The organism is Streptomyces sp. NPDC028928, from assembly GCF_055564915.1.
This window is the reverse complement of the sequence record NZ_JBVHVI010000016.1, coordinates 139211-160741: the sequence shown is the minus strand read 5'-3', so window position 1 is coordinate 160741 and position 21531 is coordinate 139211. Positions and strand designations below refer to the sequence as shown.

The following is a 21531-nucleotide window of genomic DNA, read 5'->3' as shown; positions in this document are numbered from 1 at the left end:
CCTCGCACGAAACTTTCACAACGGCGCCTGGAACCGAGTCACGCGCGGACTCTAGTCTTCCCGCGTCATGGACTACTGCCACCCGTGCCAACGGCACCTCAACGGCGCCCTGGCCTGCCCCGGGTGCGGAACCCCCGCCGACCGCCTCGCCGTCACCACGGCCGCGTCGGCCGCGCACGCACACGGGTACGCGCAGACGCCTGCGGGGTACGGGGAGCGGGCGTACGAGCCGTCGTATCAGCAGTCCTACGAGCCGTCGTACGCGCCGTCGTACGAGCAGCCGTACGAGGGGCCCTACGGCGGGCCTCACGAGGACCCGGACCAGTTGGAGGACACCGCCGAGAACGACCACGAGGACGGCCCCGAGGACGGCCCCGAGGAGGGTCCTGAGGGCGACGGTGAGACCGCCGAGGACACCGCTCCCGGCGGCCGGCGCGCCGCCCGTGCCGGGGCGAGCCGGCGGGACCGCAAGGCCGCCGTGCACCGGCGCCGCCGTCGCCGTACCATCCTGGTCGCGGCCGGTTTCGTGCTCGCCGCCGGCGGACTCAGCCTCGCCGAACTCGGTACCGACGCGCCCTTCTCGCCGTTCTCCAGCGACACCCCGGCCCCGGCCGGGGACGCCACCGCCGACGGCGGCGCCGCCTCCAGCGCGCCGGGCAGCACCGTCGACCCGATCGACGCCGCCTCCGGTGCCGGCCCGGGCTCGGGCGACTCCGCCTCCCCCGACGCCTCGGCCTCCGCGTCCGCCTCGAAATCGTCCAAGGACAAGGACAAGGACAAGGACAAGGACTCCGCTTCCCCCTCCGCCGAGAAGACCGACAAGGCCCAGCAGTCGTCCCCGACGGGTTCCGGTACGACCCCGGAGAGCCCCGCCGCCCCGGCCCCCACCCAGCCCGCCACCCCCACCCCGGCCCCGACGACCGCCGCCCCGACCCCCGCACCGACGCCCACCAAGACCTGCGACCGCTTCCTGTGGTGGTGCACCTGAGTGCACCTGAGCGCACGTGACGGCGTCTGCGTGCCCCTGACCGCATCCGGGTGCACCTGAAGCACACCCGGCGCATCCCGTGCCGCCCCGTCCCCTCGGCCATCCGGGGCATCCCTGACACTCACCGGCCCTCGCGGGGGTTGAGTCGAACAGGCACGTCTCGCCGTACCGGTGTCGGGAACGCCCGAGGCCGGGACGGGCGTTGTGCCGCGAGGGAGCAGCGAGCAGCGGATGGTCAAGGAGAGCGGATGACGCGGGAGATCACCGTCCAGGGCACGGTCGCCGAGGGCTTCGAGCCGGTGCGTGAGGAGTTCGCCGCCTTCGTCGCCGGTGAACGGGGGGACTACGAGGGCCAGTTGTGCGCGTACGTCCACGGACGCAGAGTCGTGGACCTGTGGGCGGGCGCCGGCGCGACGGGCGACTCCCTGTACGCCGTGTACTCGGCCACGAAGGGCGCGGCGCACCTGGTCACGGCGCTGCTCGTGCAGGACGGCACGCTGGAGCTGGACCGGAAAGTCACCTACTACTGGCCGGAGTTCGCGGCCGAGGGCAAAGGCGCGCTGACCCTGCGGGACCTGCTCGCGCACCGCGCGGGGCTGGTCGGCACCGACACCGGCTTCACCCTGGCCGAACTGGCCGACGACCGGATGATCGCCGAGCGCCTCGCGGACCAGCGGCCCTTCTGGCGGCCGGGCACGGCCTTCGGCTGTCACGCGCTGGTGATCGGCGCGCTGACCGGCGAGGTCGTCCGGCGGGCGACGGGCCGCACGCTCCAGGAGGTGTACGAGGAGCGGATCCGCGCCCCGCACGGCCTCGACCTCCACCTGGGCCTGCCGGCCGCGCACGAGCCCCGCTTCCGCCCGGTCCAGCCGATGCTGCCGACCCCCGCGCAGCAGGCGCAGCTCGACGCCGTACCGACCGGTCCGCACACCCTCGCGTCGATCGCCTTCAACCGGCACGGCGCGGACCCCACCGACCTGGAGAGCCTGCCGAACGAGCGGCTGGTCCGCGCCGGGGGCCCGGCGTCGGCGGGCGGCGTGGGCTCGGCGCGCGGCCTGGCGGCCATGTACGCGGCGATGATCAGCGAGGTGGACGGCAGGACGCCCCTGCTGAAGGAGGACACGCTGGCGGAGTTCGCCCAGATCCACTCCGTGGGCTACGACCTCGTGGCCCGCGCCCACAAATCCTTCGGCCTCGGCTTCCAGGCGACCGCCGACACCTGGCACCCCTTCCTGGGCGCCCAGACCATCGGCCACAGCGGCGCGAACGGCGTCCAGTCCTTCGCGGACCCGCACAGCGGACTCGCCTACGGCTACACCAGGCGCAGGTTCGCGTTCCCGGGCGGGGCGGCACCGGAGAACAACCGACTGGCGGCAGCCGTCCAGCGAGCGGCGCTGACAGCCCCGTGAGGGGCGCGGGGAAAAAGAACAGCCGCACCCCACGTCCAAGGATGCGGCTGCCGTTGTAAGGAACGACGAAGGTCAGACCAGCGTCACGGTGATGTTGCCCCGAGTCGCCTTCGAGTAGGGGCACACCTGGTGCGCCTTCTCGACCAGGGCGCGCGCGGTCGCCGCGTCCACGTTCGGAATGCTCGCCGAGATCTCCACGATGATCCCGAACCCGTCGTCGTTCTTGCCGATCCCGACCTTCGCGGTGACGGTCGACCCGGAGACGTCGGCCCCCTCGGCACGGGCGACGACGCCCAGCGCCCCCTGGAAGCAGGCGGAGTATCCCGCGGCGAACAGCTGCTCCGGGTTGGTCCCGGCTCCGCTGCCGCCCATCTCCTTCGGCGGGTTGACGACGACGTCGAGTCGGCCGTCGTCCGTGGCGACCCGCCCGTCGCGGCCGTTCTCGGCGGTGGCGACGGCGGTGTACAGGACGTCGGACTGCGTGATGGGCATGCGGTTGTCTTCCTCCTCGGTCCGCCGCGACTCGCGCCCACGATCGCGACAGATTTCGGAAAGAAGTTACCGCATGCCGAAAATCTCGTGAAGGCTAGAGCTTGACGACCATCTTGCCGACGTTGTCACCGCGCAGTACCCCGAGGAACGCCTCCAGGTTGTTCTCGATGCCCTCGACCACGGTCTCCCGGTACTTCAGCGCGCCCGAGGCGACCCACGGCCCGACCTCCTGGACGAACTGCGGCTGCAGGTCGTAGTGGTCGCCGACGAGGAAGCCCTCGATCCGGCCGCGGGTCTGGATGAGGCGGGCCAGGTTCTTCGGGCCGGGCGCGGGCTGGGTGTTGTTGTAGACCGAGATCATGCCGCAGACCGCGATCCGGCCGCCCTCGTTCAGGGAGCCGATGGCGGCCTCCAGGTGGTCCCCGCCGACGTTGTCGAAGTAGACGTCGATGCCGTCGGGCGCGGCCTCGCGCAGCTGCTCGGCGACCGGGCCGTTCTTGTAGTTGAACGCGGCGTCGAAGCCGTACTCGTCCACCAGCAGCTTGACCTTCTCGTCGGAGCCGGCCGAGCCGATCACCCGGGAGGCGCCCTTGAGCTTGGCGATCTGGCCCACCTGGCTGCCCACGGCCCCGGCCGCACCGGACACGAAGACGACGTCGCCCTCCTTGAAGGAGGCGGTGCGCAGCAGGCCGGCGTAGGCGGTCAGGCCGGTCATGCCGAGGACGCCCAGGTACGTCGACAGGGGCGCGGCCTCGGGGTCGACCTTGACGGCGTGCCGGGCGTCGACGGCCGCGTACTCGCGCCAGCCGAGGAAGTGCAGGACGTGGTCGCCGACGGCGATGCCCTCGGCGTTCGACTCGATCACCTCGCCGACCGCGCCGCCCTGCATGACCTTGCCCAGCTCGAAGGGGGCGATGTACGACTTCGCGTCACTCATCCGACCGCGCATGTACGGGTCGACGGAGAGGTACTTGTTCCGCACCAGCACCTGGCCCTCGCCCGGGGTCGGGACCGGCGCCTCGACCAGGGCGAAGTCCTCGGGCTTGGGCCAGCCGACGGGACGGCTGAGCAGGTGCCACTCGCGGTTGATCATGATGGGCCCTTTCCAGTTACTTCAGTACCTGAAACAACCATGCGCCTGAATATTTCATGATGTCAAGTAACCGGGTATCCTGGAGGGCATGTCCACCCCATCGAAAAACCGTCGGCCCGACGCCCTCACCCTGGAAGTCGTGGAGCTGATCGGTGACGTCGTGGCCCGCTTCTACGCGGACTACGAGAAGGCGGCGGGCGAGCACTCGCTGACCGGCCCGCAGGCCCGGCTGCTCAGCCTGCTCTCGCTGGAGCCGCTGCCCATGCGCAAGCTGGCCCAGAAGCTGAAGTGCGAGCCGTCGAACGTGACCGGGATCGTGGACCGCCTGGAGTCGCGCGGGCTGGTGGAGCGACGCCCCGACCCGGCCGACCGCCGGGTGAAGGTGGCCGCCGCCACCGAGGAGGGCCGCCGGATGGCCCGGGACCTGCGCGAGAACCTCGACTTCGCGCGCGAACCGCTCGCCGCCCTGAGCGACGACGAACGCGGCTCCCTGCGCGACCTGCTCCGCCGCATGCTGGACGTCTGACAACCCTTGTCCGGCATCCCCCACTGTCACACCCAGCCAGTAAAGTCCTCGCCATGCGCGATCTCGGGGTGGGTTTCGGTTATCTGCTGAAGGGCCAGCGGTGGGTGGCCCGGCACGGGCGGAGTTTCGGCTTCGGGCTGCTGCCCGGCCTGATCACGCTCGTGCTGTACGCCGCCGCGCTGGTCGCGCTCGCCATGTGGGGCGAGGACGCGGTCGGCTGGGCGACGCCGTTCGCGGACGACTGGTCCAGCCCCTGGCAGGGCCTGTTCCGCGGCTTCCTGACCGCCGTCCTCTTCGCGCTCGGCCTGCTGCTGGCCGTGCTGACGTTCACCGCCGTCACCCTGCTGGTCGGCCAGCCCTTCTACGAGAGCCTCTCCGAGAAGGCCGACGCCGACGTCTCGCCCGACGGCACCGCTCCCCGGTCGGACCTCCCGCTCTGGCGCGAGCTGTGGGTCTCGGCCCGGGACAGCCTGCGCGTCCTGGTCCGGGCCGGTCTGTGGGGCGTCCTGCTCTTCGCGCTCGGCTTCCTGCCGTTCGTCGGCCAGACCGTCGTACCCGTGATCGGCTTCTTCGTCACCGGTTTCTTCCTCACCGAGGAACTCGCCGCCGTGGCCCTGCAGCGCCGGGGCGTCGACCTGCGTGCCCGCCTCACCCTGCTGCGCTCCCGCAAGGCCCTGGCCTGGGGCTTCGGTACACCCCTGGGCCTGGCGTTCCTGGTTCCGTTCGTCGCGGTGTTCCTGATGCCGGGCGCGGTCGCGGGCGCCACGCTCCTCGCCCGGGACCTGCTGGGCGAGGAGAACGCCGGGGACGGCACCGACGAGTCCGAAGACGCAGAGGAGAACGCCACCCCGTGACCGAGATACTCGCCGTAGCCGTCATCACCGTCCTGGCCGTCATCGCCCCCGGCGCCGACTTCGCGATGATCGTCCGCAACAGCTATCTGTACGGCCGCCGCACCGGCCTGTTCGCCGCCGCGGGCGTCGCCGCCGGCGTGCTGGTCCACGTCACCTACACCATGCTCGGCGTGGGCCTGCTGATCGCCTCCTCCACCTTCCTGTTCACGGTCGTCAAGCTGATCGGCGCCGCCTACCTCGTCCACATCGGCGTACGCACCTTCCGCACCCGCGGCGAGGTCGAGGTGGACCTGGAGCACAAGGCCACGCTGACGCCGCTCGCCGCGCTGCGCACCGGCTTCCTCACCAACGTGCTCAACCCCAAGACGACCCTGTTCGTCGTCTCCACCTTCGCCCAAGTCGTCAGCCCCGGCACACCGGTCTGGCGGCAGGTGGGCTACGGCCTGTTCATGTCGCTGGCCCACCTGGGGTGGTTCGGCGTCGTCGCGCTGTTCTTCTCGCAGGAGCGCATGCGCACGCTGATGCTCCGCGCCCAGAAGGTCCTCAACAAGGTCATCGGCTCCGTCCTGGCCGGACTCGGCATCAGCCTGGCCTTCGCTCCGTCGCACTGACGGCCACGGTGACGATCGCCCGTACCTGGGCGATGATGTCCAGCCGGTTGCGGACGAACTCGGGGTCGGTCACCTCGGTGGTGTTCCCGGCCCCGAACTGCAGCACCGGGGTGTGCACATGCCCGCCCGGCAGCCTGTCGCGCAGGCCGAGCCGGTCCCGCAGCAGAGTGGCCCGGTAGGCGATCTCGTTGGACAGGTAGTCGCCGCCGCCCCCGGCCCGGGCGGTGGAGCCCGGGGTCGGCCCGTCCGGCCGTACGACGGGCTCGCTCCCACCCGCCGGGATCTCGGTGACCTGCGTGTTGTCGTACACCGGGAAACGCCCCGTGGGCGCGGCCGTGACGGCGGCGTACGGCAGGGTCGTGGTCGTCCACTGCGGCTGCGTGGCCGGGTCCATGACCGGTACGGTCTCCGTCCGGCTGACGTTGTCGTTGTCCGGGAAGCCGCCGCGCCAGGCGCCGTTGGTGCGCTCGATGTCGAACCGGCCGACCCGGCCCTGGCTCACGGTCGTGAACAGGTCCGTCCTCGGCAGGTAGGGCCGCAGGGTCCGCTCCACCGTGCCCTCGGCGAAGTCCTGCCAGCGCACCGGGAACACGGCGGTCTCGATGCGTGCCGGTCCCGCCGCCGTCTCGACCACGGTGCCGTCCAGCGCCAGCGCCGTCGCCCCGGACGGGTTGGAGATACGGATGTCCCGGTCGAGCGTGAAGGGGTCGAAGCCGGTGAGGACGACCCGGCGCGAGTGGCCCCCGGCCGGGTAGCGGATGTCGGTCTGTCCCCGTGAGGTCCGCTCCAACCGGTCGAGCAGCGCGTCCCGTTGCCGCTCGGTGAGTGCGAAGTCCGGGTTCCAGACCCGTACTTGCCGGGTCATCGCCAGCCGCGCCCAGTACAGCGGCCGGTCGTCGTCCCGGCTGAGGTCCCCACCGGCGGGCCCGCGTCCCTGCGCCCGGTCCACAGCTCGCCGCCACAGCGCGGATCCCTCGCGTCCCACGATGCGGCGGGCCTGCGCGTAGGACTGCGCGTGCCCCAGTGCGCGGCCGAACTCCCGTGCCACGCCGTCGAACCCGGAGCGCCGCAGGATCTCCTGCGGTACCGCCTGGTCGAGCCGCCGCTCCTCGACCGTGGGGGATGGGGTGGTGGCGGCCGTGGCCGGGGGAGCGGACAGGCCGGCGAGCAGGGCGAGTCCGAGGACGCCGAGACGAAGTCGTATGGGGCTCAAGGGAGTTGGGCTCCTTCCGGGAAGCGCCGTGACCCGGCCCACCGTACTCGGCCGCGGGCCGGTGGGGGCCGGTCGCGCGGTTCCCCGTGCCCCTGCGGGGCGCTCCCTCAGTCCACCCGTTCGCCCAGCAGCCGCAGGAAGTCCCGGAACGCGCCCGGCATGTCAACCGACTCGGGGTCGAGCAGCCACTGGTACTGGAGGCCGTCCATCACGGCGATGAGGAGGGGGGCGGTGCGTTCGGGGGTGAGGCCGTTGGGGAGCCGGTCGCCGTACTCGGTGCGCAGGACCGTTGCCATGGACTCCCGCACCCGGGCATACCGCTCCGTGAAGTAGCCCCGCGCCGGATGCCCCTCCGTCACGCTCTCGCCGAGGAGCGCGGAGAAGGTCTGGATGATGGCCGGCCGCATCGCGTTGTACTCCACCAGCGAGGCCAGCAGGTCCACCCGCCACTGCGAGTCCGGCACCGCGTCCCACCGGTCCCGCTCCTGGAGCACGGCCACCAGCAGGGCCTCCTTGGTGGGGAAGTGGTGCAGCAGCCCCTGCTGGGTGAGTCCGACCCGCTCGGCCACGGCCGCGAGGCTCGCACCCCGGTAACCGCGCTCGGCGATCACCTCCAGGGCGGCCCCGACGATCTCCGCGCGTCGCTCCCCGCTCCTGACCCTCGCGTTCATGACGTCACCGTACGACATCACCTCACCGTCGATGTGACGGCAGGATAACGAAACCTACCGCTCTACAGGTGGCGCGGGCACGATGGAGGCACCTGCACGGACTCGACGAGGAGGAACCCGATGGCGGGAGCCCAGCCCACCCCGGCCGACAAGGCCCGCGAGGCGGTCGTGGAGGCCGCCCTCGGCACGCTCGACCTCGACGCCAAGGCCCGCCTGCTGGCCGGACAGGACATGTGGACCCTGCCCGCGCTGCCCGAGATCGGCCTGGAGTCCCTGGTCATGTCGGACGGCCCGATCGGCGTCCGGGGCGTGCGCTGGACCGCCGACGACCCCTCCGTGGCCCTGCCCTCGCCGACCGCGCTCGCCGCCACCTGGGACCCCGGACTCGCCCGCCGCGCCGGTGTGCTGCTCGCCCAGGAGGCCCGCCGCAAGGGCGTCCACGTCCTGCTCGCGCCCACCGTCAACCTGCACCGCTCCCCGCTCGGCGGCCGCCACTTCGAGTGCTACAGCGAGGACCCGTACCTGACCGGCGTCATCGGCACCGGCTACGTGACCGGCGTCCAGTCCGGCGGGGTCGGCACCACCGTCAAGCACTTCGTCGCCAACGACGCCGAGACCGACCGCCTCACGGTGAACAACCTGGTCCCCGAACGCGCCCTGCGCGAGCTGTACCTGGTCCCCTTCGAGGCCATCGTCACCGACGCCCGCCCCTGGGGCGTCATGACCGCCTACAACACCGTCAACGGCACGACGATGACCGAGCACCACCACCTCGTCAACGAGGTCCTGCGCGGTGAGTGGGGCTTCGACGGCTTCAACGTCTCCGACTGGACGGCCGCCCGGGACACGGTCGCCGCCATCCACGGCGGCCTCGACGTCGCCATGCCCGGCCCCCGGACCGTGTACGGCCCCGCCCTCGCCCAGGCCGTGCGCGACGGCAGGGTCAGCGAGGCCACCCTCGACGCGGCCGTCCGCCGGGTGCTCCGCCTCGCCGCCCGCGTCGGCGTCCTGGCCGGCGCCGAACCCGTGGTCACCGAGCCGCCCGCGCCGGTCGACGGAGAGGCCCTGGCCCGCGAGATCGCCCGCCGCTCCTTCGTCCTCCTCCGCAACGAGCGCGGCGCGCTCCCGCTGCGGCCCGGCACCACCGTGGCCCTGATCGGAGCCGCCGCCCGCGACGCCCGCGTGCTCGGCGGCGGCTCCGCCACCGTCTTCCCGGCCCGGACCGTCTCCCCGCTCGACGGGCTCACCGCCGCCCTCCCCGACGGCACCCTCGGTTACGCCGTCGGCGCCGACCCCGCCACCGAACTGGCCGTCGGCGACCAGGGCTTCACCCTGCGGGCCGTCTGCCGGAACGCCGCCGGCGACGTCATCGGCACCCGCTCCGCCCCGGGCGGCCAGATCCAGTGGATGGGCTCCGACCTCCCCGACGGCGTCACCCACGACACCCTCCACACCATCGAGCTGACCGGCACCTTCACTCCGCGCGAGTCCGGCCCGCACACCTTCGGGATCAAGGGCACGGGCCCCTTCACCCTCACCGTCGACGGCACCACGTACTACGACGACGTCCAGCGCCCCGCCCAGGACGACCCCTTCGAGGCCTTCTTCGCCGCCCCCGTCCCCCGTGCCCAGCCCGAGCTGACCGCCGGCGAACCGGTCGACGTCTCCCTCACCCACGTCGTCCAGCTCCCCGAGGACCTGCCGATGAAGGTGATCGCCTTCGCGCTCGCCCACTCCGGCCCGCAGCGCGACCCCGACGAACTGATCGCCGAGGCCGTCGAGGCCGTCCGCGGCGCCGACACGGCCGTGGTCGTGGTCGCCACCACCGAGCGCGTGGAGTCCGAGGGCTTCGACCGCCGGGACCTGAGGCTGCCCGGCCGCCAGGACGACCTGGTCCGTGCGGTCGCCGCCGCCAACCCGAACACCGTCGTGGTCGTCAACGCCGGCTCCCCGGTGGAGCTGCCCTGGCGGGAGGAGGTCGCCGCCGTCCTGCTGACCTGGTTCCCCGGCCAGGAGGGCGGCGCCGCCCTCGCCGACGTGCTCACCGGCGTCCACGAGCCCGGCGGCCGGCTCCCCACCACCTGGGGCTCCCTCGCCGACGCCCCGGTCACCCAGGTCGTCCCGGTCGACGGCGAACTGCCGTACAGCGAGGGCGTGTTCATCGGCTACAGCGCGTGGGAGCGGGCCGGCCGCACCCCGTCGTACCCCTTCGGCCACGGCCTCGGGTACACCGACTGGGCCTACGAGTCCCTGGAGGTCGACGGCACCACCGTCCGCGTCCGGGTGCGCAACACCGGCGAGCGGGCCGGCCGGGAGGTGGTCCAGGTCTACGTCTCACCGGCCGGGCCCGGCCCCGAGCGCCCGGGGTGCCGGCTGGCGGGCTTCGCGTCCGTCGAGGCCGGGCCCGGTGAGCGTGCCGAGGTCGCCGTCGAGCTGCCGCGCCGCGCCTTCGAGGTCTGGGACGAGGCGGCGAAGGCGTGGTCGTGTGTGAAGGGTTCGTACGAGATCACCGCCGGACGCTCGATCGCCGACCGCCGGCTGATCGCGCCGATTAACGTCTGATCCGGGACAAGTCTCCCTCGTGAGCAGCCCCGGCCCGGGACCTGACCCCTGGGCCGGGGCTCATGTGCGTTTAACACCGTTATGTCCCGTTCGTCAAGCTACGACTTCCCGGAACCTGACCGGGCGCGACCGCCGGGGTGTAGTTGAAGCACACCCCGAGAACAGCTCGGGTCACCAACCCCCCACGGAGGCGGATTCCCATGACGAACATCGAGCGCAAGAGCTACAAGAAGCGCCTGGCGATGCTGGCCACCACGGTCACCCTGGCAGCCGGCGGCGTCCTGCTCCCCACCACCGCTTTCGCCGCACCGGCGGCTGCACCGGAGTCGGTCCACACCCAGATGCTGGACCAGGGCAAGCACAACAAGCCCCATAAGCAGAACAAGCCCAATAAGCCCAACAAGGCTCATCAGGGCAATGGTGCTGGTGCGGGCGCTGGCGCCGGTGCGGGTGCGGGTGCGGGTGCGGGCGCCGGTGCGGGTGCGGGTGCTGGTGCCGGTGCTGGTGCCGGAGCCGGTGCGGGCGCTGGTGCTGGTGCTGGCGCTGGAGCCGGGGCTGGTGCAGGCGCCGGTGCTGGGGCTGGTGCGGGTGCTGGGGCTGGTGCTGGTGCCGGGGCCGGTGCTGGTGCCGGAGCCGGTGCGGGTGCGGGCGCTGGTGCGGGTGCTGGTGCGGGTGCCGGGGCTGGTGCGGGTGCCGGGGCTGGTGCTGGTGCCGGTGCGGGTGCGGGTGCGGGTGCGGGTGCTGGTGCGGGTGCGGGTGCGGGTGCTGGTGCCGGAGCCGGTGCTGGTGCGGGTGCCGGAGCCGGCGCGGGCGCTGGTGCCGGAGCGGGCGCTGGTGCCGGAGCGGGCGCGGGCGCCGGAGCGGGCGCCGGTGCGGGCGCTGGGGCTGGTGCCGGTGCGGGTGCTGGTGCCGGTGCGGGTGCTGGGGCTGGTGCGGGTGCCGGTGCTGGAGCGGGTGCCGGGGGTGGCGCTGGTGCTGGCGCCGGTGCTGGTGCGGGTGCTGGTGCCGGGGCCGGGGGCTGAGCCCCGCAGCCTGTTCGGTGGGGGGCTGGCTCCTCGCCACGGTCGAGGCCTTCGGGCCGGTGGGACTTCCGTCCTCGCCGGCGCGGAGGCCTCTTCCGCGTTGCGCCCGGTCAGGGCGCCGAGATGCCGTACACCGTCTCGGACCGGTAGGCCTCGCCGGGCCGCAGCACCGTGCTCGGGAAGCCGGGCCGGTTGGGGGAGTCCGGGAAGTGCTGCGTCTCCAGGGCGATCCCGGCACCGGGGGAGAACGGCCCGGAGAGGTGGTCGGCGGTGTACAGCTGGAGGCCCGGCTCGGTCGTCGCGACCTTCAGCCTCCGCCCGGAGGCGGGGTCGTACAGCTCGGCCACCTCCTCGGCCGCCCCGGTCACCCCCTTGTCGAGCACGAAGTTGTGGTCGTAGCCGGAGCCGGTCTTCCGGGCCGTACGGAAGTCGAAGCGGGTGCCCGTCACGTCCGCCGGCTCCCCGGCCGGGATCAGGTCCGCGTCCACCGGCGTGTACCGGGACGCGGCCAGCCGCAGCTCATGCCCGCCGGCGTGGCCGGAACTGGAGCCGCCCAGGTTCCAGTACGTGTGCTGGGTCAGGTTCACGACCGTGGGCGCGTCGGTGACCGCCTCGTAGACGATCCGCAGCGCACCGGACTCCGACAGCGTGTACGTCACCGTCACCGCCAGCCTGCCCGGGAAGCCCTCCTCGCCGTCCGGGCTCACCCGGCTCAGGCGCAGGCCGTGGTCCACCGGCGTCACGTCCCACACCCGCTTGTCGAAACCGCGCTCACCGCCGTGCAGCGAGTTCGGGCCGTTGTTCCGCGCCAGGGTGTACGTCCGGTCGTCCAGGCGGAACCGGCCGCCCGCGATCCGGTTCGCGTACCGGCCGATCACGGCGCCCAGATAGGGCTCCGGGTGGGCCAGATAGCCGTCGAGAGCCGGGAACCCCAGCACCACGTCCGCCGGCCGGCCGGCCCCGTCCGGAACCTCGAACGACTGCACGATCCCGCCGTACGACAGCACCCGCACCCGCACCCCGCCGCGCTCCAGCGTCCACCGGTGCACCGGAGTGCCGTCGGAAAGTGTGCCGAAAAGTTCGTTCATGTGGGAAACCCTAGGTCACGGGTTCCGCGCTGTGATCCGGCGGTACGCGATCTCCGCCAGCCGCGCCTGGCCGTCCTTGCTGGGGTGGAACCAGTCCCAGTGACTGAGCTGGTCCGTGCCGAAGCGGTAGTCGTGCACGGCGTTGCCGTCGAAGCGGCAGCGGCGGTCCTTGGCGCAGACCTCCGCCAGCACCTTGTTGTACGCCACGACCCGCTGCTGCACGGTGTCCCGGCGCAGCATCGCCGCGCTGGTCAGATCGTCCGCGTCACCCAGCATCGAGGGGCAGATGCCCAGCTTCCACACCTGCTTGCCCAGCTGGTTCGACCGGCCCTCGGACCACAGCCGCTTCAGGTTCGGCACGCTCGACACGTACACCTGCGTCTTCGGCAGCGCCGAGCGCAGCGTGTCCAGCGCCTCCTCGAAGTCCGCGCGGAAGTCGGCCACCGGGGTCATCGCCGACGCCGAGGACCGGCAGGCGTCGTTCGCCCCCACCATCACCGTCACCAACTCCGGGCGGCGGGCCACCGCCTGTTCCATCTGCTGCGGCAGGTCGGCCATGCGGGCGCCCGTCACCGCGTAGTTCCAGCTGCGCTCCGCCGCCCCCGTCACCCCCAGCAGCCGCACCGCCAGGCTGTCCACCCGGGCGTCGCTGCCCGTCGCCCACGACACCTCCGGGCAGTCCGACAGCACCGTGCACGCGTCGAAGCCGCGCGTGATGGAGTCGCCCACCGCGGCGATGGAGTCCGGGCTGCGGTCCCACACCGGGGGCCGGGCCGCGCGCGCCGTGGTGCTGTGGGGCGCCGGTGAACGCCCGTCCCCGCCGGCGCATCCGGCGGCTCCCAGCAGGACGGCCGCCATGACGGCGAGAACGGCCCGCACACGGTGGCTTCGCTTCCGCATCCCTGGTGTTCTCCTCGCTCGACGGTCGGCACTGTCTCCCATAACAACGTGCGAGGGTTCCCGGTCCGGCGCCCGGGAACGGCGCACCCCCGTACAAGCGTCCCCCTGGGTGAATGGCGGCGGTTTCCTGGCACCGGGACCGACGGTACGTCACACTCCTTGCCCCGCCGCAGGGTAGCCTCGCCATCAACGCGGCCGTCGCGCCACTGCCGCCCAGCCAGTCCGCAAGATGTCCCGCTCTGCCCGGAGGTTCCGGTGACGACACGTGGAGTTCTGTACGTGCACTCCGCGCCGCGCGCGCTGTGCCCGCACGTCGAGTGGGCCGTCGCCGGGGTGCTCGGCACGCGCGTCAACCTCGACTGGATCCGGCAGCCCGCGGCCCCCGGCACCTGGCGTTCGGAGTTCTCCTGGCAGGGCGAGGCGGGCACCGCCTCCAAGCTCGCCTCCGCGCTGCGCGGTTGGCATCTGCTGCGCTTCGAGGTCACCGCCGAGCCCTGCCCGACCGCGGAGGGCGAGCGCTACAGCTGCACCCCCGACCTCGGCATCTTCCACGCCGTCACCGGCATCCACGGCGACATCCTGATTCCCGAGGACCGCCTGCGCGCCGCGCTGACGCGGTCCAGGCAGGGGGAGACCGACCTGGAGGCGGAGATCGCCAAGCTCCTGGGCAAGCCGTGGGACGACGAACTGGAGCCGTTCCGCTACGCGGGCGAGGGTGCCCCGGTCCGCTGGCTGCACCAGGTCGTGTGAGTCCGTGCCCCGCCGGGCATGCCGAAGGGCCCTCACCAGCCGGTGAGGGCCCTTCGCCTACGTCTCTCAGACGGTCCTGAACGCCAGGACCACGTTGTGCCCGCCGAACCCGAACGAGTCGTTCAGCGCGGCGATACGGCCCTCGGGCAGCTGACGGGCCTCACCGACCACCACGTCCGCGTTGACCTCGGGGTCGAGGTTCTCCACGTTGATGGTCGGCGGAGCCGTACGGTTCACCAGCGCCAGGATCGACGCGACGGTCTCGACACCGCCGGCGCCACCGAGCAGGTGACCGGTCATCGACTTGGTCGCGGAGATCGCCATGTGGTCGACGTCGTCGCCGAACACCTTCCGCAGCGCCTTGATCTCGGCGACGTCACCCTGCGGCGTCGAGGTGGCGTGCGCGTTCACGTGCACGATCTCGGCCGGCTTCAGGTCGGTGTTGTCCAGCAGGTTCTGCAGCGCGTGCGCGATGCCGTTGCCGGACGGCTCCGGCTGCGTGATGTGGTGGGCGTCGGCGGAGACGCCCTGCCCGACCGCCTCGGCGTAGATCCGGGCGCCGCGTGCCTTCGCGTGCTCCTCGGACTCCAGGACGATCACACCGGCACCCTCGCCGAGCACGAAGCCGTCCCGGCCGGCGTCGTAGGGACGCGAGGCGCCCTGCGGGTCGTCGTTGTTCTTGGACATCGCCATCATGTTGCCGAACGCGGCGATGGGCAGCGGGTGGATGGCGGCCTCGGTACCACCGGCCACGACCACGTCCGCACGCCCGGTGCGGATCATCTCGATCGCGTACCCGATGGCCTCCGCGCCCGAGGCGCAGGCCGAGACCGGGGTGTGCACACCGGCGCGGGCACCCAGCTCGATACCGACGTTGGCCGCCGGGGAGTTGGGCATCAGCATCGGCACGGTGTGCGGGGAGACGCGGCGTACGCCCTTCTCCTTGAGGATGTCGTACTGGTCCAGCAGGGTCGTCACGCCGCCGATGCCGGAGGCGATGACCGCGCCGAGACGATCGGGGTTCACGGACGCGTCCTCACCGGCCCTGGCGGTGAAACCGGCGTCCTTCCAGGCCTCCTGAGCCGCGATCAGCGCGAACTGCGCGGACCGGTCCAGCTTGCGGGCCTGCGGGCGCGGGATGATCTCGCCCGGCTCCACGGCGATCTGCGCGGCGATCCGGACCGGCAGCTGGGCCGCCCACTCCTGCTCGAGCAGGCTGACACCGGACTTGCCGGCGACGAGGGCCTCCCAGGTCGAGGCTGCGTCGCCACCCAGCGGTGTGGTTGCGCCGATACCGGTGACGACCACGGTGCGATTGGTCGGGCTCACGGGAATTCTTTCTCCAACGGAATAGCGGGAGGACTACCCCCGCCTCAGCGGGGATTACGGCGCCACCGCCGGGTGGCGGGGCCTTGCAGCCTGCGGCCTACGGGACGGCTCAGGCCTGGTGCTTGAGGATGTAGTCGGTCGCGTCGCCGACGGTCTTGAGGTTCTTGACGTCCTCGTCCGGGATCTTCACGTCGAAGCGCTCCTCGGCGGCGACGACGACCTCGACCATGGACAGCGAGTCGACGTCCAGGTCGTCGGTGAAGGACTTGTCCAGCTGGACGTCCTCAACCGGGATGCCGGCGATCTCGTTCACGATTTCGGCGAGACCGGCGACGATCTCTTCCTGGGTGGCGGCCATGTCAGGCGCTCCTTCTTAGATATTCCAGACGGTTTGTGGCAGTTGTCCCCGTTTCGGATCGCACGATCCGGCACGGAGTGCCTAGGGGAGGGTAACGACCGTGGCGGCGTAGACGAGACCCGCCCCGAATCCGATGACGAGCGCGGTGTCGCCGCTCTTCGCCTCCCCGGTCGCCAGGAGCCGCTCCATCGCGAGCGGGATCGAGGCGGCCGAGGTGTTGCCGGTGGTGCGGATGTCACGGGCGACCGTGACGTGCTCCGGCAGCTTCAGCGTCTTCACCATCGAGTCGATGATCCGCACGTTGGCCTGGTGCGGAATGAAGACGTCCAGGTCGTCCGGGGTGATTCCGGCCGCGTCCAGCGCCTGCTGGGCGACCTTCGCCATCTCGAACACGGCCCAGCGGAACACCGCCTGGCCCTCCTGCGTGATCGCAGGGAACTTGATGTTGCCCTCGCTGTCGAGGGGCAGCTGAGAGACGTCGCCGATCCGGAAGCGGTCCCACGGGACGGTCTGCTTGATGGTCTCGGACTTGTCGCCCTCCGAGCCCCACACCGTCGGACCGATCGCCGGCTCCTTCGAGGGGCCGACCACGACCGCGCCGGCGCCGTCACCGAACAGGAAGGCGGTCGCCCGGTCCTCGAGGTCGGTCAGGTCGCTCAGCCGCTCCACGCCGATGACGAGCACGTACTCGGCGGAACCTTCCACCACCATGCCCTTGGCGAGCGTCAGGCCGTAGCCGAAGCCCGCGCAGCCCGCCGAGATGTCGAAGGCGGCGGCCTTGTCGGTGCCGAGCTTGTCGGCGATCTCGGTGGCGACGGCCGGGGTCTGGCTGAAGTGCGAGACGGTCGACACGACGACCGCGCCGATCTGCTCGGCGTCGATGCCGGCGTCCGCGATCGCCTTGCCGGAGGCCTCGATCGCCATCGCGGCCACGGTCTCCTCGGGACCCGCCCAGTGCCGGGTCTCGATGCCGGAGCGCGAGCGGATCCACTCGTCGGACGAGTCGATCCTTTCGAGGATCACCTCGTTCGGCACCACCCGGGTCGGCCGGTAGCCGCCGACGCCGAGGATGCGCGCATACGGGGCGCCGTTGCTGGGCTTGATCTTCGACATGCTCTCGGGCTCCTTAGGCGCCGGCGTGCTCTGCGATGAGCTCGCGAGCCGCGTCGAGGTCGTCGGGGGTCTTCAGGGCGAGGGTCTTCACACCGGACAGGGCCCGCTTGGCCAGGCCGGTCAGGGTGCCGCCCGGGCACACCTCGACGACCGCGGTGACGCCCAGCTCCTTGAACGTCTCCATGCACAGGTCCCAGCGGACCGGGTTGGCGACCTGGCCGACCAGCCGCTCCAGCACCTCGGCACCGGACGCGACGACCTGGCCGTCCTTGTTGGAGACGTAAGGAATCTTCGGGTCGGCCGGCGACAGCTCCGCCGCGGCCTTGGCCAGGGTCTCCACCGCGGGCGCCATGTGCCGGGTGTGGAAGGCGCCGGCCACCTTCAGCGCGACGACCTTGCGGACGCCCTCGGGCTTGTCGTCGGCCAGCGCGGCCAGCTGCTCCAGCGTGCCGGCGGCGACGATCTGCCCCGCACCGTTGATGTTCGCCGGGGTCAGGCCCAGCTTCTCCAGGTGCGCGACGGAGGTCTCCGGGTCGCCGCCGAGCAGCGCCGCCATGCCGGTCTCGGTGACCGCGGCGGCGTCGGCCATCGCCAGACCCCGCTTGCGGACGAGACTAAGGGCGGACGTGTCGTCCAGCACACCGGCGAAGGCGGCGGCGGTGATCTCACCGACGCTGTGACCCGCGACCGCGCCCGGGGCGATCTCGGAGATGTCACCCAGTGCCGCGGCGGACAGGATGCCGGCGGCCACGAGGAGCGGCTGGGCCACCGCGGTGTCACGGATGGCGTCGGCGTCGGCCTGGGTGCCGTAGTGGACCAGGTCCAGTCCGATGGCGTCCGACCAGGCGGCGACGCGGTCGGCGGCGCCGGGCAGTTCGAGCCAGGGGGTCAGGAAGCCGGGCGTCTGAGCGCCCTGGCCGGGAGCGACGAGTACGAGCACTCTCACACTCTCTCTTGGGGACGGGCGCGGCCGCCCGTGGGGACAAGGACGAAGAACACGAAGGGCTTTTGTGGGCCTCCGACAAAACCCTATGCCTGGGGTTCGGCGTCGGCCAGACGCCCCAGGATGAGCGCGATCCGCAGTGTGAACGCGGATCGTACATCCGAAGGCGACCATCCGGTGACGTCAGTCACACGTCGGAGCCGGTAGCGCACGGTGTTCGGGTGAACGAAGAGCATCCTCGCCGCGCCTTCCAGGCTGCTCGCCTGCTCCAGGTAGACACTCAGGGTTTCCAGGAGTGCCGAGCCGGCCTCCTCCAGCGGTCTGTAGATCTCCTCCACCAGCTGCTCGCGGGCGCTCGGATCGCCCGCGATGGCCCGCTCCGGCAGGAGGTCGTCGGCGAGCACCGGCCGTGGCGCGTCCTGCCAGGCGGAACAGGCTTTCAGCCCGGCGGCGGCGGCCTGCGCGGACCGGGTGGCGGCCAGCAGATCGGGTACGACCGGACCCGCGACCACCGGTCCGGCGGCGAACGGCCCGATCAGCGACTTGGCGACGGCGAGCGGATTGTCGCTGCCGCCCGCGATGACGACGAGCCGGTCCCCGAGCACCCCGGTGAGCACCTGGACCTTGGCGTGCCGGGACGCCCGCCGGATCGCCTCGACCGTCAGCTCGCTGTCCCCGTCGGGCGCGGTCCCGAGCACCACGCACACATGTTCGGGCGAGTTCCAGCCCAGCGCGGCGGCCCGGCTGACCGCCCCCTCGTCCGCCTCCCCGCTCAGTACGGCGTTCACGACCAGCGACTCCAGCCGCGCGTCCCAGGCACCGCGTGCCTCGGCGGCCTGGGCGTACACCTGGGCGGTGGCGAAGGCGATCTCCCGGGCGTACACCAGCAGCGCCTCGCGCAACACACTCTCGTCGCCGGGAGCGGCCACCTCGTCGATGGCGCTCTCCATGACCTCGATGGTGGTCCGCACCATCTCCACGGTCTGCCGCAGCGTGATGGCCCGGGTCAGCTCACGCGGGGCGGTGCCGAAGACGTCCGTGGAGATCGCCTGGGGTGCGTCCGGGCGCCGGAACCACTCGGTGAAGGCCGCGATTCCCGCCTGGGCGACGAGACCGATCCAGGAACGGTTCTCCGGGGGCATGGCCCGGTACCACGGCAGGGTCTCGTCCATCCGCGCGATCGCCTGCGCGGCGAGCCTCCCGGAGGACTTCTCCAGTCGCTTCAGGGTCGCGGCGTGCGCGTGGATGTCGTGGGCTGCGGGATCGCCGTTGTGGGATTCGGGTTCGGGCACGGGGACAAGACTGCCTTATCGGGACGGGCCCGTGCGCCGCCGGGTCACGGATGAGGTCTACGGTGGTGCCCGTGATCGATGTACGGCGCGCCGGTGAGCGCTATCGCGGAGGGGACCTCAAGGCCGGGATCGACACCCGGCACGCCTTCTCCTTCGGCCCGCACTACGACCCGGACAATCTCCGCTTCGGCGCGGTGATCGCCTGCAACGAGGAGCGGCTCGCCCCCGGCGCCGGCTTCGACGAACACCCGCACAGCCACACCGAGATCGTCACCTGGGTCGTCGAGGGCGAGCTGACCCACCGCGACTCGGCCGGCCACGAGACGCGGGTCCGCCCCGGGGACGTCCAGCACCTCAGCGCGGCGGCGGGCGTCCGGCACGTGGAACGCAACGACGGGGCGGTGTCGCTGACCTTCGTCCAGATGTGGCTGACACCACGCGAGCCCGGCGGCGACCCCGCCTACGCCCTCGTCCCGGGCATCGCCGACGCGACGCCGTACGCGGTACCGGCGGCGGGGGCGGTGCTGCACGTACGGCGCCTGGACCCGGGCGAGCGCACCGCGATCCCCGAGGCGGCGTACGTGTACGTGCACGTGGTCCGGGGCGAGGTCCACCTGGCGGGGGAGGACCTGCACCCCGGCGACTCGGCCCGGATCACGGAGGCCCGGGGACTGACGGCGGCGGGGCTGACCTCGACGGAACTGCTGCTGTGGGAGATGGCACCGTAGTTCCGGCCGTCGTTCGGCCGCGGGCCGGTGGGGGCTGGTCGCGCAGTTCCCCGCGACCCTTCGGGGCGCTGCCTCAGCCCCGGAGTTCCGCCAGCACCGCGTCCGTGAACGCCGGCCACGCCTCGATCGCCCAGGGGCCGAACGCCCGGTCCGTCAGGGCGACACCGGCGACCCCCGCATCAGGGTCGATCCACAGGAACGTACCGGACTGACCGAAATGCCCGAACGTCCGGGCCGACGAGGAACTCCCCGTCCAGTGCGGCGACTTCCCGTCACGGATCTCGAAGCCCAGGCCCCAGTCGTTCGGGTTCTGGTGGCCGTACCCCGGCAGGACGCCCTTCGTCCCGGGGTACTGCACGGTCATCGCCGCCGCCACCGTCCGCGCATCCAGCAGTCGCGGCGCCTGCACCTCCGCCGCGAACCGCAGCAGATCCTCGACCGTCGAGACCCCGTCCTTCGCCGGCGACCCCTCCAGCGACGTCGACGCCATGCCCAGCGGCTCCAGCACGGCCTGTCGCAGATACTCGGCGAACGGAATGTCCGTCGCCTTGGCGATGTGGTCCCCGAGCTGCTCGAACCCGGCGTTGGAGTACAGCCGCCGCTCCCCGGGCGCAGCCGTCACCCGGTGCTCGTCGAAGGCCAGCCCGGAGGTGTGCGCGAGCAGATGCCGGACCGTCGACCCGGGCGGACCGGCCGGCTCGTCCAGCTCGACCGCGCCCTCCTCGTACGCCACGAGCGCGGCGTAGGCCGCCAGCGGCTTGGTGACGGAGGCGAGGGGAAAGCGGTGCCCGACGGGACCGTGCGTCCCGAGGACGGTCCCGTCGGCTCGTACGACACCCGCCGCGGCGGTGGGGACGGGCCAGTTCTCGATCAGCGCCAGGCTCTGCAACGACATGCGTCCGAGCCTATGCGGCTCACAGCGGCGGCCGCATCGACGGGTCGGGATCTTGTGCGAAGCCGAGCGGGGTGCACAGCGGCCGGCGCTCCGGGCCGCCCGGGACGCTCCACGACGAACGCGGCGAAGTCCCCGTCCTCCTCGGGGAGTCAGCCGCCCCGGGCGTCGTCCTGCCGATTTCTTACCGAACCGGCTTGCTTGGAGTGCACTCGAAGGCCATAGCGTGGGGTCCATGACGGTGATGCAGACCACGCCAGCGGCCACCGAGCGCGCCACCCCCGCCGACATCTGCTCCGCCCCGCCCCGGCGCCATCCGCGCCCCGACGGCCAGGACCGCTACACGATCAGCGAGGTCGTCGCGTTCACCGGCCTGACCGCGCACACACTGCGCTGGTACGAGCGGATCGGCCTGATGCCGCACGTGGACCGCTCGCACACGGGCCAGCGCCGCTACAGCAACCGCGACCTGGACTGGCTGGACTTCGTGACCAAGCTCCGGCTGACCGGCATGCCGGTCGCGGACATGGTCCGGTACGCGGAACTGGTCAGAGAGGGCGACCACACCTTCGCCGAACGCCGGCAACTGCTGGAGTCGACCCGCAGGGACGTGCTGAACCGCATCGCGGAACTCCACGACACCCTCGGCGTCCTCGACCGGAAGATCAGCTTCTACGCGGCGGAGGCGTAAGCACGC

21 protein-coding genes are annotated in these 21531 nt (G+C 72.1%); 9 read left to right on the top strand and 12 right to left on the bottom strand.

Translation table 11 applies throughout. The annotated features are described in order from the left end of the window. The first annotated feature begins 67 nt into the window (after positions 1-67). Both ACZ4U1_RS33420 and ACZ4U1_RS33415 read left to right on the top strand, forming a co-directional pair. Positions 68-988, top strand: a complete 921-nt coding sequence (locus ACZ4U1_RS33420; protein ID WP_467907916.1) for an SCO2400 family protein — start codon at positions 68-70, stop codon at positions 986-988. A gap of 248 nt (positions 989-1236) precedes the next feature. Next, positions 1237-2397 carry a serine hydrolase domain-containing protein gene (locus tag ACZ4U1_RS33415; RefSeq protein ID WP_467907915.1) on the top strand — a complete coding sequence of 387 codons (1161 nt, stop codon included), beginning with the start codon at positions 1237-1239 and terminating at the stop codon, positions 2395-2397. Between the two features lie 72 nt (positions 2398-2469). Here the strand turns inward: ACZ4U1_RS33415 and ACZ4U1_RS33410 are convergent, their stop codons facing one another. Both ACZ4U1_RS33410 and ACZ4U1_RS33405 read right to left on the bottom strand, forming a co-directional pair. After that, positions 2470-2889 (bottom strand): organic hydroperoxide resistance protein, encoded by a 420-nt coding sequence (locus tag ACZ4U1_RS33410; RefSeq protein ID WP_467907914.1) that lies wholly within the window; start codon positions 2887-2889, stop codon positions 2470-2472. A 94-nt stretch (positions 2890-2983) separates the two neighbouring features. Further along, positions 2984-3982 carry an NADP-dependent oxidoreductase gene (locus tag ACZ4U1_RS33405; RefSeq protein WP_467907913.1) on the bottom strand — a complete coding sequence of 333 codons (999 nt, stop codon included), beginning with the start codon at positions 3980-3982 and terminating at the stop codon, positions 2984-2986. A gap of 88 nt (positions 3983-4070) precedes the next feature. Here ACZ4U1_RS33405 and ACZ4U1_RS33400 point away from each other — a divergent pair, with 88 nt between their 5' ends. From ACZ4U1_RS33400 to ACZ4U1_RS33390, 3 genes are read left to right on the top strand one after another with little or no spacing between them, the layout of a single operon-like run. Continuing rightward, entirely contained in the window at positions 4071-4508 is a 438-nt protein-coding gene (locus ACZ4U1_RS33400) for a MarR family winged helix-turn-helix transcriptional regulator (protein ID WP_467907912.1), read from the top strand. 53 nt (positions 4509-4561) lie between these two features. After that, positions 4562-5362: an EI24 domain-containing protein gene (locus ACZ4U1_RS33395; protein ID WP_467907911.1), complete on the top strand. Its 801-nt coding sequence runs from the start codon at positions 4562-4564 to the stop codon at positions 5360-5362. Continuing rightward, positions 5359-5973, top strand: coding sequence for a LysE family translocator (locus ACZ4U1_RS33390; RefSeq protein ID WP_467907910.1), 615 nt, complete (start codon positions 5359-5361; stop codon positions 5971-5973). Before ACZ4U1_RS33395 ends, ACZ4U1_RS33390 begins: the two co-directional genes overlap by 4 nt. Here ACZ4U1_RS33390 and ACZ4U1_RS33385 read toward each other — a convergent pair. Continuing rightward, entirely contained in the window at positions 5945-7186 is a 1242-nt protein-coding gene (locus tag ACZ4U1_RS33385) for a pyroglutamyl-peptidase I (RefSeq protein WP_467907909.1), read from the bottom strand. The two genes, ACZ4U1_RS33390 and ACZ4U1_RS33385, sit on opposite strands and share 29 nt — an antisense overlap. Positions 7187-7293: 107 nt before the next feature. Then, positions 7294-7875 (bottom strand): TetR/AcrR family transcriptional regulator, encoded by a 582-nt coding sequence (locus tag ACZ4U1_RS33380; protein ID WP_467907908.1) that lies wholly within the window; start codon positions 7873-7875, stop codon positions 7294-7296. Positions 7876-7977: 102 nt separating this feature from the next. Between ACZ4U1_RS33380 and ACZ4U1_RS33375 the strand changes: the two genes are divergently transcribed. Next, the gene (locus ACZ4U1_RS33375; RefSeq protein WP_467907907.1) at positions 7978-10419 is read left to right on the top strand and encodes a beta-glucosidase H; all 2442 of its coding nucleotides are present in this window, start codon (positions 7978-7980) and stop codon (positions 10417-10419) included. Positions 10420-11551: 1132 nt separating this feature from the next. Here the strand turns inward: ACZ4U1_RS33375 and ACZ4U1_RS33370 are convergent. Beyond that, positions 11552-12529, bottom strand: a complete 978-nt coding sequence (locus ACZ4U1_RS33370; RefSeq protein ID WP_467907906.1) for an aldose epimerase family protein — start codon at positions 12527-12529, stop codon at positions 11552-11554. Between the two features lie 15 nt (positions 12530-12544). Continuing rightward, on the bottom strand, positions 12545-13429 hold the full coding sequence (locus tag ACZ4U1_RS33365) for an SGNH/GDSL hydrolase family protein (RefSeq protein WP_467907905.1): 885 nt from the start codon (positions 13427-13429) through the stop codon (positions 12545-12547). A 255-nt stretch (positions 13430-13684) separates the two neighbouring features. Between ACZ4U1_RS33365 and ACZ4U1_RS33360 the strand changes: the two genes are divergently transcribed. Next, positions 13685-14179 (top strand): DUF3145 domain-containing protein, encoded by a 495-nt coding sequence (locus tag ACZ4U1_RS33360; protein ID WP_189294093.1) that lies wholly within the window; start codon positions 13685-13687, stop codon positions 14177-14179. Positions 14180-14245: 66 nt separating this feature from the next. On the opposite strand, the gene fabF is transcribed toward ACZ4U1_RS33360, so the two are convergent. From fabF to ACZ4U1_RS33335, 5 genes are all read right to left on the bottom strand, one after another. After that, complete coding sequence (gene fabF, locus ACZ4U1_RS33355; protein WP_467907904.1) at positions 14246-15508, bottom strand: beta-ketoacyl-ACP synthase II; 1263 nt, start codon at positions 15506-15508, stop codon at positions 14246-14248. A gap of 109 nt (positions 15509-15617) precedes the next feature. Further along, a complete protein-coding gene (locus ACZ4U1_RS33350) occupies positions 15618-15866 on the bottom strand; it encodes an acyl carrier protein (RefSeq protein ID WP_030341284.1) in 249 nt (82 codons plus the stop codon). Positions 15867-15947: 81 nt separating this feature from the next. After that, positions 15948-16979 carry a beta-ketoacyl-ACP synthase 3 gene (locus ACZ4U1_RS33345; RefSeq protein ID WP_467907903.1) on the bottom strand — a complete coding sequence of 344 codons (1032 nt, stop codon included), beginning with the start codon at positions 16977-16979 and terminating at the stop codon, positions 15948-15950. Between the two features lie 13 nt (positions 16980-16992). Next, positions 16993-17919 (bottom strand): ACP S-malonyltransferase, encoded by a 927-nt coding sequence (locus ACZ4U1_RS33340; protein WP_467907902.1) that lies wholly within the window; start codon positions 17917-17919, stop codon positions 16993-16995. Positions 17920-18008: 89 nt separating this feature from the next. Beyond that, positions 18009-19214 (bottom strand): PucR family transcriptional regulator, encoded by a 1206-nt coding sequence (locus ACZ4U1_RS33335; protein ID WP_467907901.1) that lies wholly within the window; start codon positions 19212-19214, stop codon positions 18009-18011. A 74-nt stretch (positions 19215-19288) separates the two neighbouring features. Between ACZ4U1_RS33335 and ACZ4U1_RS33330 the strand changes: the two genes are divergently transcribed. After that, positions 19289-19942 (top strand): pirin family protein, encoded by a 654-nt coding sequence (locus ACZ4U1_RS33330; protein WP_467907933.1) that lies wholly within the window; start codon positions 19289-19291, stop codon positions 19940-19942. A gap of 73 nt (positions 19943-20015) precedes the next feature. Here ACZ4U1_RS33330 and ACZ4U1_RS33325 read toward each other — a convergent pair whose 3' ends face one another. Further along, positions 20016-20837, bottom strand: a complete 822-nt coding sequence (locus ACZ4U1_RS33325) for a serine hydrolase domain-containing protein (protein ID WP_467907900.1) — start codon at positions 20835-20837, stop codon at positions 20016-20018. 232 nt (positions 20838-21069) lie between these two features. Here ACZ4U1_RS33325 and ACZ4U1_RS33320 point away from each other — a divergent pair, with 232 nt between their 5' ends. Next, positions 21070-21525, top strand: coding sequence for a MerR family transcriptional regulator (locus tag ACZ4U1_RS33320; protein WP_467907899.1), 456 nt, complete (start codon positions 21070-21072; stop codon positions 21523-21525). Positions 21526-21531 lie beyond the last annotated feature (6 nt).